19 protein-coding genes are annotated in these 16,008 nt (G+C 53.7%); 12 read left to right on the forward strand and 7 right to left on the reverse strand.

All coding sequences use genetic code 11. The annotated features are described in order from the left end of the window. Positions 1 to 14: 14 nt before the first annotated feature. Together JBO43_RS09400 and JBO43_RS09405 are read left to right on the forward strand one after the other, a co-directional pair. Positions 15 to 2,051, forward strand: a complete 2,037-nt coding sequence (locus JBO43_RS09400) for a glycoside hydrolase family 31 protein (protein WP_202674177.1) — start codon at positions 15 to 17, stop codon at positions 2,049 to 2,051. A gap of 105 nt (positions 2,052 to 2,156) precedes the next feature. Then, positions 2,157 to 2,603, forward strand: a complete 447-nt coding sequence (locus JBO43_RS09405) for a DUF441 domain-containing protein (protein ID WP_202674178.1) — start codon at positions 2,157 to 2,159, stop codon at positions 2,601 to 2,603. On the opposite strand, the gene JBO43_RS09410 is transcribed toward JBO43_RS09405, so the two are convergent. Next, positions 2,587 to 3,378, reverse strand: a complete 792-nt coding sequence (locus tag JBO43_RS09410; protein ID WP_202674179.1) for an AraC family transcriptional regulator — start codon at positions 3,376 to 3,378, stop codon at positions 2,587 to 2,589. The two genes, JBO43_RS09405 and JBO43_RS09410, sit on opposite strands and share 17 nt — an antisense overlap. Positions 3,379 to 3,477: 99 nt before the next feature. On the opposite strand from JBO43_RS09410, the gene JBO43_RS09415 reads away from it, so the two are divergent. Then, entirely contained in the window at positions 3,478 to 4,665 is a 1,188-nt protein-coding gene (locus JBO43_RS09415; RefSeq protein WP_095281654.1) for a CynX/NimT family MFS transporter, read from the forward strand. A gap of 30 nt (positions 4,666 to 4,695) precedes the next feature. Here the strand turns inward: JBO43_RS09415 and JBO43_RS09420 are convergent, their stop codons facing one another. Beyond that, positions 4,696 to 5,403: a CTP synthase C-terminal region-related (seleno)protein gene (locus JBO43_RS09420; protein WP_095281653.1), complete on the reverse strand. Its 708-nt coding sequence runs from the start codon at positions 5,401 to 5,403 to the stop codon at positions 4,696 to 4,698. 154 nt (positions 5,404 to 5,557) lie between these two features. On the opposite strand from JBO43_RS09420, the gene JBO43_RS09425 reads away from it, so the two are divergent. Both JBO43_RS09425 and JBO43_RS09430 read left to right on the forward strand, forming a co-directional pair. Next, complete coding sequence (locus JBO43_RS09425) at positions 5,558 to 6,061, forward strand: 2-thiouracil desulfurase family protein (protein WP_202674180.1); 504 nt, start codon at positions 5,558 to 5,560, stop codon at positions 6,059 to 6,061. After that, positions 6,048 to 6,401: a DUF488 domain-containing protein gene (locus JBO43_RS09430; protein WP_202674181.1), complete on the forward strand. Its 354-nt coding sequence runs from the start codon at positions 6,048 to 6,050 to the stop codon at positions 6,399 to 6,401. The genes JBO43_RS09425 and JBO43_RS09430 overlap by 14 nt, the downstream gene beginning before the upstream one ends. Here the strand turns inward: JBO43_RS09430 and JBO43_RS09435 are convergent. Next, positions 6,387 to 6,692 (reverse strand): hypothetical protein, encoded by a 306-nt coding sequence (locus tag JBO43_RS09435; protein ID WP_103947589.1) that lies wholly within the window; start codon positions 6,690 to 6,692, stop codon positions 6,387 to 6,389. The genes JBO43_RS09430 and JBO43_RS09435 overlap by 15 nt on opposite strands. A gap of 82 nt (positions 6,693 to 6,774) precedes the next feature. Next, the gene (locus tag JBO43_RS09440) at positions 6,775 to 7,017 is read right to left on the reverse strand and encodes a putative hemolysin (RefSeq protein WP_095281649.1); all 243 of its coding nucleotides are present in this window, start codon (positions 7,015 to 7,017) and stop codon (positions 6,775 to 6,777) included. Between the two features lie 309 nt (positions 7,018 to 7,326). On the opposite strand from JBO43_RS09440, the gene JBO43_RS09445 reads away from it, so the two are divergent. The 3 genes from JBO43_RS09445 to yoaJ are packed head-to-tail and all read left to right on the forward strand — an operon-like array spanning position 7,327 to position 8,571. Continuing rightward, positions 7,327 to 8,355, forward strand: a complete 1,029-nt coding sequence (locus JBO43_RS09445; RefSeq protein ID WP_095281648.1) for a sensor domain-containing diguanylate cyclase — start codon at positions 7,327 to 7,329, stop codon at positions 8,353 to 8,355. Between the two features lie 42 nt (positions 8,356 to 8,397). After that, on the forward strand, positions 8,398 to 8,496 hold the full coding sequence (locus JBO43_RS09450; RefSeq protein WP_041689378.1) for a YoaK family small membrane protein: 99 nt from the start codon (positions 8,398 to 8,400) through the stop codon (positions 8,494 to 8,496). After that, on the forward strand, positions 8,497 to 8,571 hold the full coding sequence (yoaJ, locus tag JBO43_RS23180; protein ID WP_202674288.1) for a protein YoaJ: 75 nt from the start codon (positions 8,497 to 8,499) through the stop codon (positions 8,569 to 8,571). A gap of 56 nt (positions 8,572 to 8,627) precedes the next feature. Here the strand turns inward: yoaJ and JBO43_RS09460 are convergent, their stop codons facing one another. Continuing rightward, positions 8,628 to 8,876, reverse strand: a complete 249-nt coding sequence (locus JBO43_RS09460; protein ID WP_095281646.1) for a GlsB/YeaQ/YmgE family stress response membrane protein — start codon at positions 8,874 to 8,876, stop codon at positions 8,628 to 8,630. A gap of 480 nt (positions 8,877 to 9,356) precedes the next feature. Between JBO43_RS09460 and JBO43_RS09465 the strand changes: the two genes are divergently transcribed. Beyond that, the gene (locus JBO43_RS09465) at positions 9,357 to 10,925 is read left to right on the forward strand and encodes a methyl-accepting chemotaxis protein (RefSeq protein WP_237730004.1); all 1,569 of its coding nucleotides are present in this window, start codon (positions 9,357 to 9,359) and stop codon (positions 10,923 to 10,925) included. A gap of 84 nt (positions 10,926 to 11,009) precedes the next feature. Here JBO43_RS09465 and JBO43_RS09470 read toward each other — a convergent pair whose 3' ends face one another. Together JBO43_RS09470 and JBO43_RS09475 are read right to left on the reverse strand one after the other, a co-directional pair. Then, a complete protein-coding gene (locus JBO43_RS09470) occupies positions 11,010 to 11,222 on the reverse strand; it encodes a hypothetical protein (protein WP_095281643.1) in 213 nt (70 codons plus the stop codon). Positions 11,223 to 11,319: 97 nt separating this feature from the next. After that, positions 11,320 to 11,982: a DUF1120 domain-containing protein gene (locus JBO43_RS09475; protein WP_202674182.1), complete on the reverse strand. Its 663-nt coding sequence runs from the start codon at positions 11,980 to 11,982 to the stop codon at positions 11,320 to 11,322. Between the two features lie 267 nt (positions 11,983 to 12,249). On the opposite strand from JBO43_RS09475, the gene JBO43_RS09480 reads away from it, so the two are divergent. Genes JBO43_RS09480 through JBO43_RS09490 form a run of 3 tightly spaced genes read left to right on the forward strand, consistent with a single transcriptional unit; the run spans position 12,250 to position 15,963 of the window. Continuing rightward, positions 12,250 to 12,948, forward strand: a complete 699-nt coding sequence (locus JBO43_RS09480) for a fimbria/pilus chaperone family protein (RefSeq protein WP_202674183.1) — start codon at positions 12,250 to 12,252, stop codon at positions 12,946 to 12,948. A 19-nt stretch (positions 12,949 to 12,967) separates the two neighbouring features. Further along, positions 12,968 to 15,412: a fimbrial biogenesis usher protein gene (locus JBO43_RS09485; protein WP_202674184.1), complete on the forward strand. Its 2,445-nt coding sequence runs from the start codon at positions 12,968 to 12,970 to the stop codon at positions 15,410 to 15,412. After that, the gene (locus JBO43_RS09490; protein WP_202674185.1) at positions 15,409 to 15,963 is read left to right on the forward strand and encodes a DUF1120 domain-containing protein; all 555 of its coding nucleotides are present in this window, start codon (positions 15,409 to 15,411) and stop codon (positions 15,961 to 15,963) included. Before JBO43_RS09485 ends, JBO43_RS09490 begins: the two co-directional genes overlap by 4 nt. Positions 15,964 to 16,008: the final 45 nt, after the last annotated feature.

Consider the following 16,008-nt stretch of genomic DNA (forward strand, 5'->3'; position numbering starts at 1 on the left):
AGGACGCATTAACCATGAGTGAATTGATTCAACATACCAACAGCATCGAGTGGCGTTTTGAACGCCAGATCTTGCGCATCGAACCCTGGGGTAAAAACAGCCTGCGCGTCAGAGCCACCTGTTTGCCGGAATTGAGTGATGCGTTACAAGCGCTGCTGCCAGCGGAACATCACGACGCGGAGATCACCGCGCAGGCCGAAAGCCTTAAGCTGCGTAATGGCAATATCACTGCGACCCTGAATCTTAAAGGCCAACTGGCGTTTTACAACCAACGCGGCGAGCTGCTGCTGGAAGAGATGTGGCGTCAGCGTTCGACAGTGGGGATTGGCGCCAGCGAAAAGAGTCAGGACAAATACGTCAGCGCGCTGAAGCTGGACGGGCGCGAGTTCAAACCGCTGGCGGGTGGGAAATATCAGCTCACCGTGCGTTTCGAATCACGCCCGGATGAGCGGATTTACGGCATGGGCCAGTACCAACAGCCGTGGCTGGATCTCAAAGGCTGCAATCTTGAACTGGCCCAACGTAATTCTCAGGCCAGCGTGCCCTTTATGCAGTCAAATCTGGGCTACGGCATGCTATGGAATAACCCGGCGATTGGCGAAGTCAGTTTCGCCAAAAACCAGACCGAGTGGCGCGCCCGCGTAACCGGTGAAATGGACTACTGGATAACCGCTGGCGACAGTATTGCCGACATCACTCGCCAGTATGTCGCCGCGACCGGAACACCGCCGTCTGCGCCCGCCTTTATCAGCGGCCTGTGGCAGTGCAAACTCCGCTATCGCACCCAGCAGGAAGTGCTGGACGTGGCGCGGGAATATCGTCGCCGCAGCCTGCCACTTTCTGTAATGGTGATTGATTTCTTCCACTGGCCGAATCAGGGGACCTGGTGCTTCGATCCGATTGACTGGCCCGATCCCAAAGCGATGGTGGAAGAACTCACCGGGATGGGCATCGAGCTGATGGTCTCGGTGTGGCCCACCGTCGAAGCACGCAGCCCGCTCTATCCACAGATGAAGGCCAAAGGCTGGCTGGTCAGCAGCGAGCGCGGCGTGCAGGTGAATCTCGACTTTATGGGCAACACCACCTTTTTCGATGCCACTCATCCGCAGGCGCGCGAATTTGTCTGGGATACGGTGAAGAAAAATTACTACGATTTGGGGATTAAACTGTTCTGGCTGGACGAAGCCGAGCCGGAATATCGCGCCTACGATTTTGATAATTACCGCTACCACGCGGGCCCGGTGCTGGAAGTGGGCAACCGCTATCCGCGTGATTTTGCCCAGGGCTTTTACGATGGTTTAACCGCTAACGGCGAGCGCGATATCGTGAATCTGGTGCGCTGCTCGTGGGCCGGAAGCCAGCGCTTCGGCGTGCTTGCCTGGTCCGGGGATGTGCATTCTTCCTTCCATGCGTTTCGCAATCAGCTTGCCGCTGGCCTGAATATGGGGCTGGCGGGTATACCCTGGTGGACCACCGATATCGGCGGGTTCCAGGGCGGAAACGTCAACGATCCCGCCTTCCATGAGCTATTAATTCGCTGGTTCCAGTGGGCGGTTTTCTGCCCGGTGCTGCGGATGCACGGGTATCGTGAACCGCAAATCCAGCCGCCAGAGCGCTATCGCGACGGCATTCCGCAGTGTAATAGCGGCTCACCTAACGAGCTGTGGAGCTACGGCGAGGAAAATTTCGCCATCATGCAGCACTGGCTGACGGTGCGGGAAAAACTGCGTCCATACATTGATGCGCTGTATGAAAATGCCCATCAGCACGGCGACCCGCTGATGCGCCCGCTGTTCTGGCACTATCCGCAGGAAAAACAGAGTTGGGAGACGGAAGATCAGTATCTGTTCGGTGAAGATCTGCTGGTTGCGCCGGTGATGTCTGCCGGGCAGCGCCAGCGCGAGGTCTGGCTCCCTGCCGGTGACAACTGGATCGCCTTCAATGGCGAACATTATCGCGGCGGCGAACGCATAACGGTTGACGCCGCGCTGGAGTCGATTCCGGTGTTTATCCGCGCGGGCAGCCCGCTGGTTGAACTGCTGGTGAATTAACCTCAGGCAGCCGCCCAAAAATGAGGAATTTGTCGATAAAAGCCTGTTTACACTCGTCTTTGCGGGTAAAGTAAGCAGGCTTACTTTTTCTGGCAAGGAAACCTCATGCTTGACCCTACTCTGCTGATCCTGCTGGCGCTGGCGGCGCTCGGCTTTGTCAGTCATAACACCACGGTGGCAATTTCGATCCTGGTGTTAATTATCGTGCGCGTGACCCCGCTCAACACCTTTTTCCCGTGGATTGAAAAACAAGGCCTGACCATTGGGATTATCATTCTGACCATCGGAGTGATGGCCCCGATCGCCAGCGGCACGCTGCCGGCATCGACGCTTTTGCACTCTTTTGTGAACTGGAAATCGTTGATTGCCATCGCGGTCGGGGTGTTCGTCTCATGGCTCGGCGGACGCGGCGTGACGCTGATGAGCTCACAGCCGTCTCTCGTCGCTGGCCTTTTGGTCGGGACGGTGCTCGGCGTGGCGCTGTTCCGCGGGGTGCCGGTCGGGCCGCTGATTGCCGCCGGGCTGGTATCGCTGTTTATTGGGAAATCGTAGACAGGTTGGCGATATAGCGCGCGGGGGTTTGCCCAAGCCCCTTTTTGAACATCGTGATAAACGCGGTGGTGGAGTCATATCCCAGTGACTGCGCCGCCTGCTGTACCGATTTTCCGCCGATCAACAACTGGAGCGCGACGATCAGCTGCAACTGATGCCGCCAGCGGCGAAAGCTTAAGCCTGTCTCCTTCACTACCAGCCGCGCCAGATTGCGCTCGCTCATCGCAAAGTGATTAGCCCATTGCGCCAACGTCTGCCAAACGGCGGGCTCTTCGGCCATCGTTTCACTCATCGTGCGGATCTTGGGATGCGGTGAAACCGGGAGCTGTAATTGCTCCTGCGGCTGCTGTGGAATTTCATCAAACAGTACATCCACCAGCCGATGAGTGGCCGGAAGCGCCAGCTCTTCGGGTGTTTTGGTGGCCAGCGTCAGGATCAGCTCGCGCACCAGCGGGGAGATTTTGAGGGTGCAGCAGCGATCGGGAAGCGTCACTGCGCCCGGCTCGATAAACAGAAAACAGAGCTGCGCACCTGGCGTGGCTTTGTTGCTGTGCGGAATCTGCCCCGGTATCCACACCGCGTACTGCGGCGGTACCATCCACATCGCATTTTCGACTTCGCAGGTAATCGCCCCGCGCAGGGCGAGGATCAGCTGGCCTTTGCGATGCTGGTGGCGAGGAATGCGTTGTTCGTCCTCCACCACGCGTATGCGAAACGCTACTGCCGCATCGTGCTGGCTATCCGGATCGTAGCCGTCGAGTCCAAGACCTTGCATAAAGTTGTCCGATATGAGCGATTAACTGTCATTTTAGCTTGATTCAAACAACGATGAAAACGGGTATTGTGTGCCCTCGTTACGATGTAAGAGAAAACCATGACCACTGCCATTCCCTCTTCCGGCAAAGATCGCCTGCTGTTGATCGCAGGCATCCTGATGATTGCCACCACGCTGCGCGTCACGTTTACCGGCGCGGCTCCTTTGCTGGACATGATTCGCCACGACTATGGTCTGACGACCGCCCAGACCGGATTGTTAACTACGCTGCCGCTGCTGGCGTTTGCCTTAATCTCCCCGCTAGCCGCCGGTGTGGCGCGCAAAATCGGCATGGAGCGCAGCCTGTTTATCGCCATGCTGCTGATTTGCGTCGGCATTGGTATTCGTTCGCTGCCCTCTTCAGCGCTGCTGTTTATCGGCACTGCGGTGATTGGCTGCGGCATTGCACTGGGTAACGTACTTCTCCCCGGTTTGATTAAGCGCGATTTCCCAGGTCAGGTGGCAAAACTCACTGGAGCCTACTCTCTGACGATGGGCGCGGCGGCTGCGCTCGGTTCAGCGATGATCGTTCCACTGGCGTTGAGCGGCGCGGGCTGGCACGGTGCACTGCTGATGCTGATGGTGTTCCCGCTGCTGGCGACACTTCTGTGGCTGCCACAGTGGCGGCAAAAACAGACCGCCCCGCTGACCGGCGCGCGGGCGCTGCATAATCGCGGGATCTGGCGCTCGGCGCTGGCCTGGCAGGTGACGCTGTTCCTAGGGATTAACTCCCTGATTTACTATGTGATTATCGGCTGGCTGCCGGCAATTTTACTCAGCCACGGTTACAGCGAAACCGAGGCCGGATCTATGCACGGTCTGCTGCAGCTGGCGACAGCAGCGCCGGGTCTGGCCGTACCGCTGCTGCTGCATAAACTGAAAGATCAGCGCGGTATCGCCGGATTATCGGCTCTGATGTGCGCTGTGAGTCTGGCCGGGTTCTGGTTTGTTCCGGATCAGGCGGTGCTCTGGACTATCGTCTATGGCTTTGGTTCTGGCGCGACCATGATTCTGGGCCTGACGTTTATCGGGCTTCGCGCCAGCTCTGCGCATCAGGCGGCGGCACTTTCTGGAATGGCACAGTCGGTAGGATATCTGCTGGCGGCCTGTGGGCCTCCGCTGATGGGGAAAATTCATGACACGGCGGGCGACTGGCGGATCCCGCTGATCGCCTGCGCACTGGCAGGAGTGGTGATGGCTGTTTGTGGCATGCTTGCCGGGCGCGACCGTGAGATCACGCCCCATTGAATCTGACGGCAGGCCGGGCGGCCTGCCCCTTTAGCCGCGTGCGGCGTACAGCATCGCCTGCACCAACGGCACAGGACGACCGGCCAGCGCACCACGCTCATGCTGGAACAGGGTCGCCACGAAGAACGGATGCGTCACCAGCTCAACCGCACGGATCTCACCCTGCTCATCCCAGCCCGTCACGCGCATATCACCGCTTTCCAGCTCTTTTGTGAACTCAGGTGAGACGCCGTAGTTACAGTGATAGCCTTCTTCAATCTCTTCTCTGCCGTAGGCTTTGGCGATAATGGTATTCGCGCGAAGCTCGATGGTGTCGGTTTTTTCCACCAGTGAACAGGTCAGCGGTGCAATCACCATTCTGCCGTCAGTATCGGTTTCGGCATGTGCCGCATCGCTCCAGCCCAACACGTTTCGTGCGTATTCAATCAACGCATGCTGGAATCCACCACAGGTCCCCAGGAACGGAATGCTGTTTTCACGTGCAAAGCGCGCGGCGATAAACGCCCCATCGACATTTTGATAAGGACTGGCCGGAACCAGCCAGATGGCGTCATAACCCACCAAATCTTCCGGGCTGGTCAATTCGGTGGTGGCAATCCAGTCGTAATCCGCCGTCAAATCCAGCACGGCAGCAGCATCATCGATGGATAAAGGGATCGCCTGATGAGCAATGACATCAGGGTTGTAATCACCAACAAGTGCAATGCGAAGTGTGTCTTTTACCGGGGAAAGTTCCATAAGAGGTTCCATATGCCAAAGAATTATCAGATAACATAAGGAACCTCAGCCTACCGATCTTTTGCAGGGTTCACAATACCTTAAATTGGAGGGGGAAAATTCCAGGTGGTATAGTGGTAGCGTATTTCCCCCTCTTCGGAACATTTAAAACCTTATGAAAACCAAAATTCTGGTCAGCGCGTGTCTGATGGGCCATAAGGTTCGCTACAACGGCAGCGAGAAAGCAGCGATCTCTGAAACCCTCAAACGCTGGCAGCAGGAACAACGGCTGGTGACGCACTGCCCGGAGCTGGCGGCTGGGCTTTCCATCCCCCGTTTGCCCGCTGAAATTGTGCAAGGCGATGGACACGAGGTGATGACGGGCAACGCGCGTATTCTGGAAAGCGATGGCAGCGATGTCACCGCGCATTATCAGCTTGCCGCCTGGTTAGCGTTGCGTGCCGCCCAGGAAGGAAAGTGCAGCGCCGCGCTGCTCACCGACGGCAGCCCGACCTGCGGCAGCGAGCAGATTTACGATGGCAGTTTTAGCGGAATAAAACGCGCCGGAATGGGCGTTGCTGCCGCGCTGTTACGTGAACATGGCATTCAGGTATTTTCCGATAACCAGCTTGCAGAGCTGATCGCCTGGGTCGAGGAGAGAGACAATGATTCAGTGTAAACGGGTGTATGACGCCGCGAGCGAGAACGACGGCTATCGCATTCTGGTCGACAGATTGTGGCCGCGCGGCGTGAAAAAAGAGGAGCTGGCGATTGAAGAATGGTGCAAAGCGCTAACGCCGTCCAGCGAATTACGCAAGGCCTTTCACGGTGAAGTGCTTGATTTCAGCGCCTTTCGCGAGGCGTACCAGCAGGAACTGGCTCAGCAGATGGACGAGGGCAAACGCGTTGCCGCCCTCGCTAAAAACCAAACCGTGACGCTGTTGTACGGCGCAAAGAATACCCAACAGAATCACGCCCTGGTGTTAGCCGACTGGCTGCGCCAGTTAGCTGAACGTTAATTCGTCGAGAGTTTGCGAGGCGTCATCCGGCGTCAGCGGCAGGAGATGTTCCGGGCGCACAAAAGCAAAACCATGCTGATTATCAACCGCATAAACGTCGCCAGTGACCAGCCACAGGGCGCGGTCGGCGCTCGCGGGCAGTTCGGTCATCACGCCGTTAACCGGATTCAGAAAACGCAGGCCAGGCTTGCAGAGTTCAAAAAGCTCAACGGATTTGCCGATATTGCGCCGCCCGGCGGCGGTGCGGGCGCCAATGACCATGCACAGGCTGCCCGGTTTTAACTGAAACATACTTCTCTCTCGGTGTCGGTTGCCAGCCGCATGGGCTGAGATAATTCCTAAAGAGAAGTGTATCGCAGTCGCTACTTAACTGTCACGAGGCAGGCGTTGGGTGATCGCGACGGAACAGATCCCACTCATCGATCACTTCCCCACCCGGCAGTTTGCATTCGGTGCGAACGCCCTGCGGACTTTGCACGGGAACGCGCTCTCCGCCCTTCTTCACGCAATACACGGCAGCAGGATTAGCCATACCAATTTGCGGGGGTTTTGGCGCTTCAGGTGGGGTCGAACAGGCGGCTAACGGCAGAATCATCGCCAGTAACAGATATCGCATTGTCATATCCTTTCAATGTACAGAGCCTAAAGCGTACCCAGTCTTCGCCATTTTCTCCATGATTTCTCCATTAAACCTGCACTTTTTAAACCTATAGTGGCTGCGTTCTCAATGACCAGAGAACATCATTCCGTAATCAAGATGTCTTTTGCCCCGCACTTAACGGCGGGGCTTTTTTTCGCCTGCCCAGCGGCACCCACCGCGACAATATATAAAATTTCCTGTATTCGTGTTCTACTATGCCCCAGCCGAAAAATTCAGCACAACATGCAGATACTGGCGTCTTCTGCATGGGAGTCTACCTACGTCATGTCGGATATTATTCTTGCCCGTGTTTCAGAAACCCTCGCCACTGAACAATCTCTTGAAAGCCTGGTGCGTCAGCTCCTGGAGATGCTGGAGATTGTTACCGATATGGAATCGACCTATCTGACGAAAGTCGATATTAACGCGCGTTTGCAGCACATTCTTTATGCCCGTAACAGCAAACAGATGCAGATCCCCGAAGGGCTGAGCGTGCCCTGGGGCGACACCCTGTGCAAACGCGCCATCGACAGCAACTGCTTTTTCAGCAACGAAGTGGCGGAACACTGGGCGGATTGCGACGCGGCCAAAGCGCTCGGCATCACCACCTATGTCAGCATTCCCATTCATCTGGCTGATGGCTCGCTGTATGGAACGCTCTGCGCGGCCAGTACGCAAAAGCAGACGTTGAGCGATCGGGGGGAGCAGGTTCTGCAACTTTTCGCCGGTCTCATTGCTCAGTACATTCAGAAAGAGTCGCTGGTGATGCAACTGCGCGAAGCAAATGCGGCACTGATCGCACATTCCTATACCGATGCGCTGACCGGTTTACCCAACCGTCGTGCGATTTTTGATAACCTCACCACCCTCTTCTCGCTGGCGCGGCATCTCAAGCGCAATGCCATCATTGCCTACATCGATCTGGATGATTTCAAGCTCATCAACGATCGCTTTGGTCACGAAACGGGCGATCAGTTTTTAGTTGAGGTGGGTAAGCGTTTGATCGACGGTCAAACCGAAGACGACATTGTTGGCAGACTTGGGGGCGATGAATTTTTGGTTGCCTGTCTGAGCAAGGGCGATACCGACGCCGACAATGCGCAAATTAATATTCTCAGAACCCAGATCAGCGCCTCGATTGCCGGTGAGTATTGGCTGGGAAATGTGCATCTTGTCTACCCAGGCGCCAGCTTAGGCGTGGTCGCGGTCGATCCAGACGGAATGGATGCAGACAGCGCACTGCGCACGGCGGATACGGCGATGTATCTGGATAAAAAAGGGAAACGCAAAACGCGCTTTCTCCGCGAAGAGTAACCCCGTACACTCTGCGGGCAAGGAAATCAGAAAGGGGATGTTATGAGGATCGGAATTGTCTTCCCGGTCGTTATTTTTATAACGGCAGTGGTTTTTTTAACGTGGTTTTTTGTCGGCGGTTACGCCGCTCCGGGGGCGTAAATGCGCAAGACAACTATTATTATGTTAATCGTCGCACTCGTCGCCATCGCGGGCACCCAGTTCGGCTGGTGGTGATAGATTACGTGTAAAAAAGGCTGCTCACTGGCAGCCTTTTTTCGATGCTTTGACTCTTAGCTTTTGATTTTTCTGTAGGCAAACAGAACTACCAGCGCACCAATCACCGCAACTGCAAAGCTGCCGATGTTGAAACCATCGACTTTACCAAAACCGAGCAAGGTGCTGATCCAGCCACCGACTACGGCGCCCACGATCCCAAGAATTACTGTGACGAAGAATCCGCCGCCATCTTTGCCTGGCATGATCCACTTCGCCAGAATCCCCGCAATAAGCCCAAAGATAATCCAGGATAAAATTCCCATAGCTTTCCTCTCTGTATGGTTTTTTGTCATCAAATCAACGACACAGAAAAGGATAGCACAGGATTTCAAAAATGAAATTTGTGATAGGCATCACAAAGTTTGTTTGCGTGTTTTATCACCAATAAAAAATCTCACGCCACACAAAAGATGGGGTTGCATCTTTTATTGAGAAAGATTATCTTTCTCAACACTGAATAGTTGAGCAAAACACTCAGGTATTCAGTACGACATTGCTCACATTGCTTCCAGTATTTCTTGCCCACTTTTTAGTGGGCTTTTTTTTGGCAAATCCCCTCCTTTCGTCATACGCATGCGGATCATCAAGTTTAAATATCGATTTTCCCACCAGATAAAACCGTAAACGTCATATTTCCGTTTTAGGCTGATTTTGTCGTTTATGCCAATCAAGCCCCCTTTTCACCTGCCGATAACCCTCCCAAGCGTGGTGTTATATCGACACAGGTTATAAAGGAGTTTATTTTGAAAAATATTAAAATCAGCGTAGGGCTATTGATCGTTCTGACATCCTTTACGTTAATGCTTATTCTTTCGAGCGGTCTTGGGCTCTATTTCCTGCACCGCAGTAATAATGATATTCAAACGTTAAGTTATAATGCCGGAGAACAGAAAGCCCTGAACGCCGTGCGCGATGCCATCTTGCGCGCGCGAATTATTATTGATTCCGCCGCACAGGCAAAAACCCACGGCGATGATATCGATGAGCCCGCGGTGCAGGAGAGTGTCCGCAATGAGTTGCAGACTGCCGCTCAGCAGTATCAGATGTTTGTCAAAATCCCCGGCCTTTCAACTATCGAGCCTGAGGTAGGCGCCAGAATGAAAGACCGCTACGATCAGCAAGTCAGCGTGTTGAATCACAATACCGACCAGGTCATCAACATCAATGACCCGCTAAAACTCAAAACCGCATTAGCCGATAATAGTCGTGCAACGTTACAGGCGCGCCAGGCGTGGGATAATGAATACCATTCATATATCGATACCACCCAGCATAATCTCAACCAGGTGATTAATTTCAGCAACAGTTCTTATCACTTTGCCCTGCTTATTATGATCGCCATGCTTATTCTGGCTGGGGTATTGTTTTTTATTATCAATATCTGGATGCGCAAGATGTTGATCCTGCCATTGCAGGAGGTGGCTCAGCATTTTGAATATATTGGCAAAGGCGATCTGACCGGCGATATCCACGTGGCCAACAGAAATGAAATTGGTATGCTGTTCGGCGCATTGCAGACCATGCAGGCGGAGCTGAATTCGACGGTGGTCTCTATTCGCCAGGGCGTCGAATCCATCAATATTGGCACGCAGGAAATATCATCCGGCAATGGCGATCTCTCGCGTCGTACCGAGGAGCAAGCCGCAGCCGTGGTCGAGACGGCGGCGAGCATGGAGCAGATCACCGCAACGGTAAAACAAAACACGGATAATGCGCTGCAGGCGTCGCAGATGGTGCAGAATGCCGCCGGGATTGCCAACGAAGGCGAAGAACAGATGCGCGATATGATGAAGAAGATGGATGCCATCAGTCAAAGCGCGCAGAAAATGGTGGAGATCATCAGCGTCATCGACAGTATTGCGTTCCAGACCAACATTCTGGCGCTTAACGCCGCAGTAGAAGCGGCACGTGCAGGCCAGTCCGGGCGTGGTTTTGCGGTGGTTGCTGGCGAAGTAAGAAATCTTGCCCGCCGCTGTACTGATTCCGCAAAAGAGATAACGACGCTGATTAATGAATCAACGCTGTACATCCAGGAAGGGGCAGAGCTTGCCAATAAAACCAGCCGGACGATGCTGGATATCAGCGGAGCGGTCAGTAAAGTTAACGTAATGATGGAAAATATCGCGCTGGCATCGGAAGAGCAAAGTCGTGGCGTTGAGCAGATTCGCGTGGCGATCACCCAGATGGATCATGTGACGCAGCAAAACGCCGCGTTAGTCGAAGAGGTAGCCACTACGGCTTCTGGCGTGAACGAGCAGGCAAATCTGCTGTCACGTTCAGTGTCACTATTCAAAGTGAAGGAAATTTTCTAAACCGGCTGTCCGGGAGCGGAAACGCTCCCGGATCCAGCGTGAGAACATCGTGATGGGTGAAAACGGTTAGCAGAATATTGAAGCTTAGTGATGGTGAATTTCACCATTGCTGTGCTTAGGCCCTATTCGTCCTGCTTCAATTAAGATCTCTTCAATTAACTCCTCCAGACACTCCCGCCCGTGATGATCGCAGACCAGGTGTACCTGACGAGAAATCTCCTCCGTTTGCATCCCATCGCATAACGCTGATTTCAGCATTACCGACGCCCACCGTTTGGCTTCAGAATGAGTCAACATAACCCCTCCCGCTATAGGTTACCTGTTTAAGCGTAGCTACAAGAAAGTTAATCGCCAGGCTTTTTGACCGGTAAAATGCAACACCTTTTTACAAGGCTTAGAGATACACCAGGCTTATCGTCGCAAGCCCTTCATACGGCTGGTCGTCCGTCAGGGCCAGCGTTTTGCGGCTCTGGACGATCGGGTGGACCGACAATTCCACCTCGGCAGTTTCAACGGCCAGCGGATGGGTGAAATCCTGAGTATCGGAAAAGGCCGCAAGATTCCCCCCGCTGTTTGAGGCTCGGGTCGCGCTGGAAGCTAAATTCCAGTCTGCGCCGTTATTGTCAGAGAAGATCGTGCGGGCCGGAGCATTATTGACCACCGGCGTATCGGGGCCGACCAGGTAGAGATAATAATGGCCGATATTGACGCCCCCTGCGGTTTTGCCGATGCCAAATCCATAAGTGGCAATATCCGCACTGCCGCCGTCCAGCGTATCGCTGCGGTCATCCTGAAAAGTGTAGGCCAACGCGACAGGTTCAGAACAGGTGATATGCAGGCTAATATTGCGTGTATCCAGTCCGCTTGGCGTATCTTCATAGAGATGGTCAATGGGAAAGCCGCCAAAATCCAGCAGCCCGCCGTTATCCAGCGAAGGCGTGCAGGAACCCATCATCAGTGTGGCCTGAACTTTGATAATCGCGGTATCAGCGGCCATGACATCAGGTGAAAGCAGTAGCGGGATAAGCGCTGTTGCACGCATTAATGATTTTATCATTGCCAGTTCCCATTTTGAGTACGGGTAAATACAGCATCCATATTAAGAATACCCTTATCGAATGTGCTCAGAAGTTAATGATATATCGCTATTTTTCTATCTCGCAAATAAATAGATCGCAAAATCGGACTCAAAATCGGCTTTATTTTTGATTTATTTTCGAGCTGATTTTGACAATGCACCTAATTAGAATGCACGGCATCGGATAGCGATGTTCGTCATCAGCCTCCGCCTTTTAATATAATTCAATTACCGACTGGAGATAATATGATTCACCTGAATAAATCTGCAAAACTTATTACATTATTACTTATTATTAAATCCGCCGCTGCACTGGCAACGGGGATGGTTCCCGAATCCTCGCTGCTTATTATTGAAGAGCAGGATAAAGGCGGCAGTATTAATGTTAAGAATACCGACCCGCATCCTTCCCTTCTATATACCAATATTGTCGATATTCCTGGCGACACAGGTACACATCTGACCGTCACCCAACCCGTCACCCGTGTCGAAGATGGACAGACCCAGCAGCTGCGTTTTATTCTGGCAACTGATGCTCCATTAACGACAGAGCATTTGAAGCGCGTAACCTTTGAAGGCATTCCACCGAAAACAAAAAGCGATCACAGCCGAGTGTCCATTAATATTCGTCAGGATATTCCGGTACTGATTCATCCGGCAAGTCTTGCGGTCGTAAAAGATGCCTGGACACTGCTGAAATGGTCTGCATCCGGTAACACTGTCACCGTTAAAAATGATTCACCTTATGTCGTTCGTATGGCTGAAAATCTGGTGGCTCAGCCTTCAGGTACGCAAATGAAAATTAAGCAAACGTATATTCTTCCGGGTCAGACGCTGACTGCTCAGGCAAAAACATCACTTGCCGGAGATAGTCAATTAAAATTCTTCCCGGCCAGTCGCTACGGCATTGATGTCCCAAGCTACACCGCCACTCTGAATAAATAATCTAACCGAGTATTCTGAGATGGTTTCGTTATCGCGTCGTTGTTTATCACTCGCCGTGCTTTGCTGCCTGTACCCGGTTCTTTCCTCGGCGGCTGAAGCACCTGTGGAATTTGATACCAGCATCATCAAAGATCGTGGGCTTGATCCCTCTCTCGGTCATTATTTCGCCTCCACGCCGAAATTTACGCCCGGCGTAAAAATGGTCACCGTGGTAGTGAATGGCGAGAAAAAAGGAAAGGTATCCGCAACTTTTGGCCAGGACGGCCAGCTGTGTGCCAGCACGCCTTTTCTGCAGGGCGCTTCACTGGTCGTCCCACGCGAAGTGGCGAAGCTCAGCGATGACGAAAAGAACGACAGCTGTTACGACTACACCAAAGCTTTCCCCGGCACGGTGATTACCCCCGTCCCTGCCCAAGAAGAGCTGGATCTGGTGGTGCCGCAAGAAGCGATCGACACATCAGGCGAAGGCGACCAGGCCAAAGATTACAGCACCGGCGGTACGGCGGGCATTCTCAATTACACCGCTTTCGCAACGCAAAACAGGTCGGACAGCGGCAACAGCGAGACTAAGCAACTGATGCTGGAAGAGGGTTTGAACGTCCATGACTGGCTGTTTCGCAGCAGACAATCCCTGGCAGAGAATGACGGCACGCGCACCACCGATAACCTTTACGCTTATCTGCAGCATACGCTCGTTGATAGCAAGAAAATATTCCAGGCGGGTGAAATCAACACCGGCGGTACGATTTTCGCTGGCACCGCCATTTCAGGTGTGCAGATTATGCCGGAAGAAGCGCTGAGCCCGGAAGGCAGCAGCGGTGTGGCGGTTTCTGGTATTGCCCGCACAGCCCAGGCGCGTGTGGAAGTCCGCCAGGGGGGCCGGATGGTCTATTCCACTCTGGTCCCCGTGGGTCCGTTCACTCTGAACGATGTTCCGATTATTCGCAGCAATGCCGAACTCGATGTCACGGTCACGGAAACCGACGGCAGTAAGAGCCATTTCGTGATCCCTGCTGATGCGGTGAACAGCCATCAGTTGACCAGCCCGTCAGGCCTTTCTGCCGCCGTGGGACGCTATCGCAGCAACGGCGACGGAGAGAGTGAGCCGATGCTGGCGACCCTCTCCGACGGCTGGCGAGTCAAACCCTGGCTGAATGTCGGTACCGGTGTGATGACTGCACAGGGCTACGACTCCGCCGCTCTGACTCTGGATACCCTACCGTTTAATAAGATGCTGTTATCGACCACCTTTAAAGCGTCAATGGATGAAGAGCATGGCGTAAAAGGACGTAGTAGCACCTTGTCTGCCAGCTACGCCTTGTCCGGCCAACTGACGACCGATGTCAGTATGACGCGTTATACCCAGGGCTATCGCGAGCTGGAAGATTCTCTTGAGGATGATTTCCAGCAGTACGAAGGGCAATATTCCGCAGGGCTGCACTACTCCCTGTCGAATTTGGGTTCCTTTAATCTGCGTTACTCAAAGAACCAGGGTACAGACGGAAACGAAGGCAGCGAATTTGTGAACGCGTCATGGGGCAAGTCATTTGGCCACATGAACCTGAACGTCAGCTGGCAGCGCTCTGTAAATCAGAAAAATGACGATCAGGACGATGGTCGCAACGAGAGCGACGACAACGGGGATACGGTGTTTGTGAATATCAGCATGCCGCTTGGCGGTCAACACATCAGCGCCTACTCGCACACCATGCATCATGAGACCAATACCGGACTGCAGACCAACGGGGATATCAGCCAGAGCACCAGTTATTCCCTGGCCGCCGAGCGCGATCTGGCCGATCGGGAAAACAGCTTCAGCGGCTCGATCAACAGTAATCTGCACTACACCCGACTGGGCGTTAGCGCCGGAACCGATGGTCCAGATGGTCGTAACTATGGCGTGGCACTTTCTGGTGGCGTGGTTGCGCATGATAACGGCGTAACCTTCTCACCCTGGCCGGTTAAGGACACCTTCGCCATCATTGATGCCGGTAAAGATCTGGCCGGAACGCGAATCAATACTCCAGCGGGTGATGTCTGGACCGATCGCTGGGGCAAGGCCATCGTGCCGTCCGTTAATCCGTATCACAAAGTACGCGTCGAACTGGACACCAACACCCTTCCGAAGGATGTGGACGTCGAGAACGGTTTCAGTGAACTGGCAGCAGGTCGCGGTGCCGTCGGGCACGTAGCGTTCAATACGCTGCATGTCCACCGGGCCATGATCCGCGTGCAAATGGCAAAGGGTAAGACCCTAAAAAAAGGCAGCACCGTGGTTGATGGAAATGGCGACTACGCTGCCACTGCAGTCGACGACGGCCTGCTGTTCATGGAAGACGTCTCTGCCAAACCGGCACTTTATCTCACTGATGAAGACGGCTTACGCGTTTGCCAGATCAGCTATGCCCTGGCAAAGGGTGGTGAAAATCAGACTTATGAAAACATTAACGGGGTATGCAAATGAAAATCCAAACGATCCTGACATTAACACTGCTGGCCGGATTACTCTGTGCAGGGACTGCCCGCGCGGAATGTGACGTCAACGTCTCTGATACGACCGTGGATTATGGAAAGCTCAGCAACAGCGAAGTCACCAGCCAGCGTGGCGGTGTCTATACCCTGGATGAGCGTGAAGTCAGAGTGAATGCGATTTGCAGCGAACCGCAGGCGATGGCAATTTTTATTAGCGATGACTCTGGCCAGCGACGTTTTCGCTTCGGCGACAGCGGAGACATTCTGATTTCCGCTCAACAGGCGGTGCTGGACGGTAAACCCGTTGATCTTGGCAAGACGCTGACTCACGGTTCTTTCGTGCCAAAGCAGGAGAGAAATCGGAAAAAACTATTGGTACTCAACAACGACGGTCTCCTCCCCGTACATAACGGCGAAGTGCCTGTCGGCCAGCAATTTTCTGTGCTTTTGCATATTCGACCAGCGCTGAAGCCACAACAACAACATCCTCAGGATGAAGAGGATTTACTGGCAAATTTGACCGTTCAGATTGAGAGCCAGTAAAAAAGCCATGGACTTCACGTATGTGGCTGTAAAGACACATCTCCT

This window comes from Lelliottia jeotgali, from assembly GCF_016771845.1.
GTDB classification, from domain to species: domain Bacteria; phylum Pseudomonadota; class Gammaproteobacteria; order Enterobacterales; family Enterobacteriaceae; genus Enterobacter; species Enterobacter jeotgali.

What these genes read in the sequence shown, in the direction of transcription:
- JBO43_RS09400 (WP_202674177.1), top strand. Translation starts at nt 15, where the DNA reads ATGAGTGAATTGATTCAACATACCAACAGCATCGAGTGGCGTTTTGAA.
- JBO43_RS09405 (WP_202674178.1), top strand. Translation starts at nt 2,157, where the DNA reads ATGCTTGACCCTACTCTGCTGATCCTGCTGGCGCTGGCGGCGCTCGGC.
- JBO43_RS09410 (WP_202674179.1), bottom strand. Translation starts at nt 3,378, where the DNA reads ATGCAAGGTCTTGGACTCGACGGCTACGATCCGGATAGCCAGCACGAT.
- JBO43_RS09415 (WP_095281654.1), top strand. Translation starts at nt 3,478, where the DNA reads ATGACCACTGCCATTCCCTCTTCCGGCAAAGATCGCCTGCTGTTGATC.
- JBO43_RS09420 (WP_095281653.1), bottom strand. Translation starts at nt 5,403, where the DNA reads ATGGAACTTTCCCCGGTAAAAGACACACTTCGCATTGCACTTGTTGGT.
- JBO43_RS09425 (WP_202674180.1), top strand. Translation starts at nt 5,558, where the DNA reads ATGAAAACCAAAATTCTGGTCAGCGCGTGTCTGATGGGCCATAAGGTT.
- JBO43_RS09430 (WP_202674181.1), top strand. Translation starts at nt 6,048, where the DNA reads ATGATTCAGTGTAAACGGGTGTATGACGCCGCGAGCGAGAACGACGGC.
- JBO43_RS09435 (WP_103947589.1), bottom strand. Translation starts at nt 6,692, where the DNA reads ATGTTTCAGTTAAAACCGGGCAGCCTGTGCATGGTCATTGGCGCCCGC.
- JBO43_RS09440 (WP_095281649.1), bottom strand. Translation starts at nt 7,017, where the DNA reads ATGCGATATCTGTTACTGGCGATGATTCTGCCGTTAGCCGCCTGTTCG.
- JBO43_RS09445 (WP_095281648.1), top strand. Translation starts at nt 7,327, where the DNA reads ATGTCGGATATTATTCTTGCCCGTGTTTCAGAAACCCTCGCCACTGAA.
- JBO43_RS09450 (WP_041689378.1), top strand. Translation starts at nt 8,398, where the DNA reads ATGAGGATCGGAATTGTCTTCCCGGTCGTTATTTTTATAACGGCAGTG.
- JBO43_RS09460 (WP_095281646.1), bottom strand. Translation starts at nt 8,876, where the DNA reads ATGGGAATTTTATCCTGGATTATCTTTGGGCTTATTGCGGGGATTCTG.
- JBO43_RS09470 (WP_095281643.1), bottom strand. Translation starts at nt 11,222, where the DNA reads ATGTTGACTCATTCTGAAGCCAAACGGTGGGCGTCGGTAATGCTGAAA.
- JBO43_RS09475 (WP_202674182.1), bottom strand. Translation starts at nt 11,982, where the DNA reads ATGATAAAATCATTAATGCGTGCAACAGCGCTTATCCCGCTACTGCTT.
- JBO43_RS09480 (WP_202674183.1), top strand. Translation starts at nt 12,250, where the DNA reads ATGATTCACCTGAATAAATCTGCAAAACTTATTACATTATTACTTATT.
- JBO43_RS09485 (WP_202674184.1), top strand. Translation starts at nt 12,968, where the DNA reads ATGGTTTCGTTATCGCGTCGTTGTTTATCACTCGCCGTGCTTTGCTGC.
- JBO43_RS09490 (WP_202674185.1), top strand. Translation starts at nt 15,409, where the DNA reads ATGAAAATCCAAACGATCCTGACATTAACACTGCTGGCCGGATTACTC.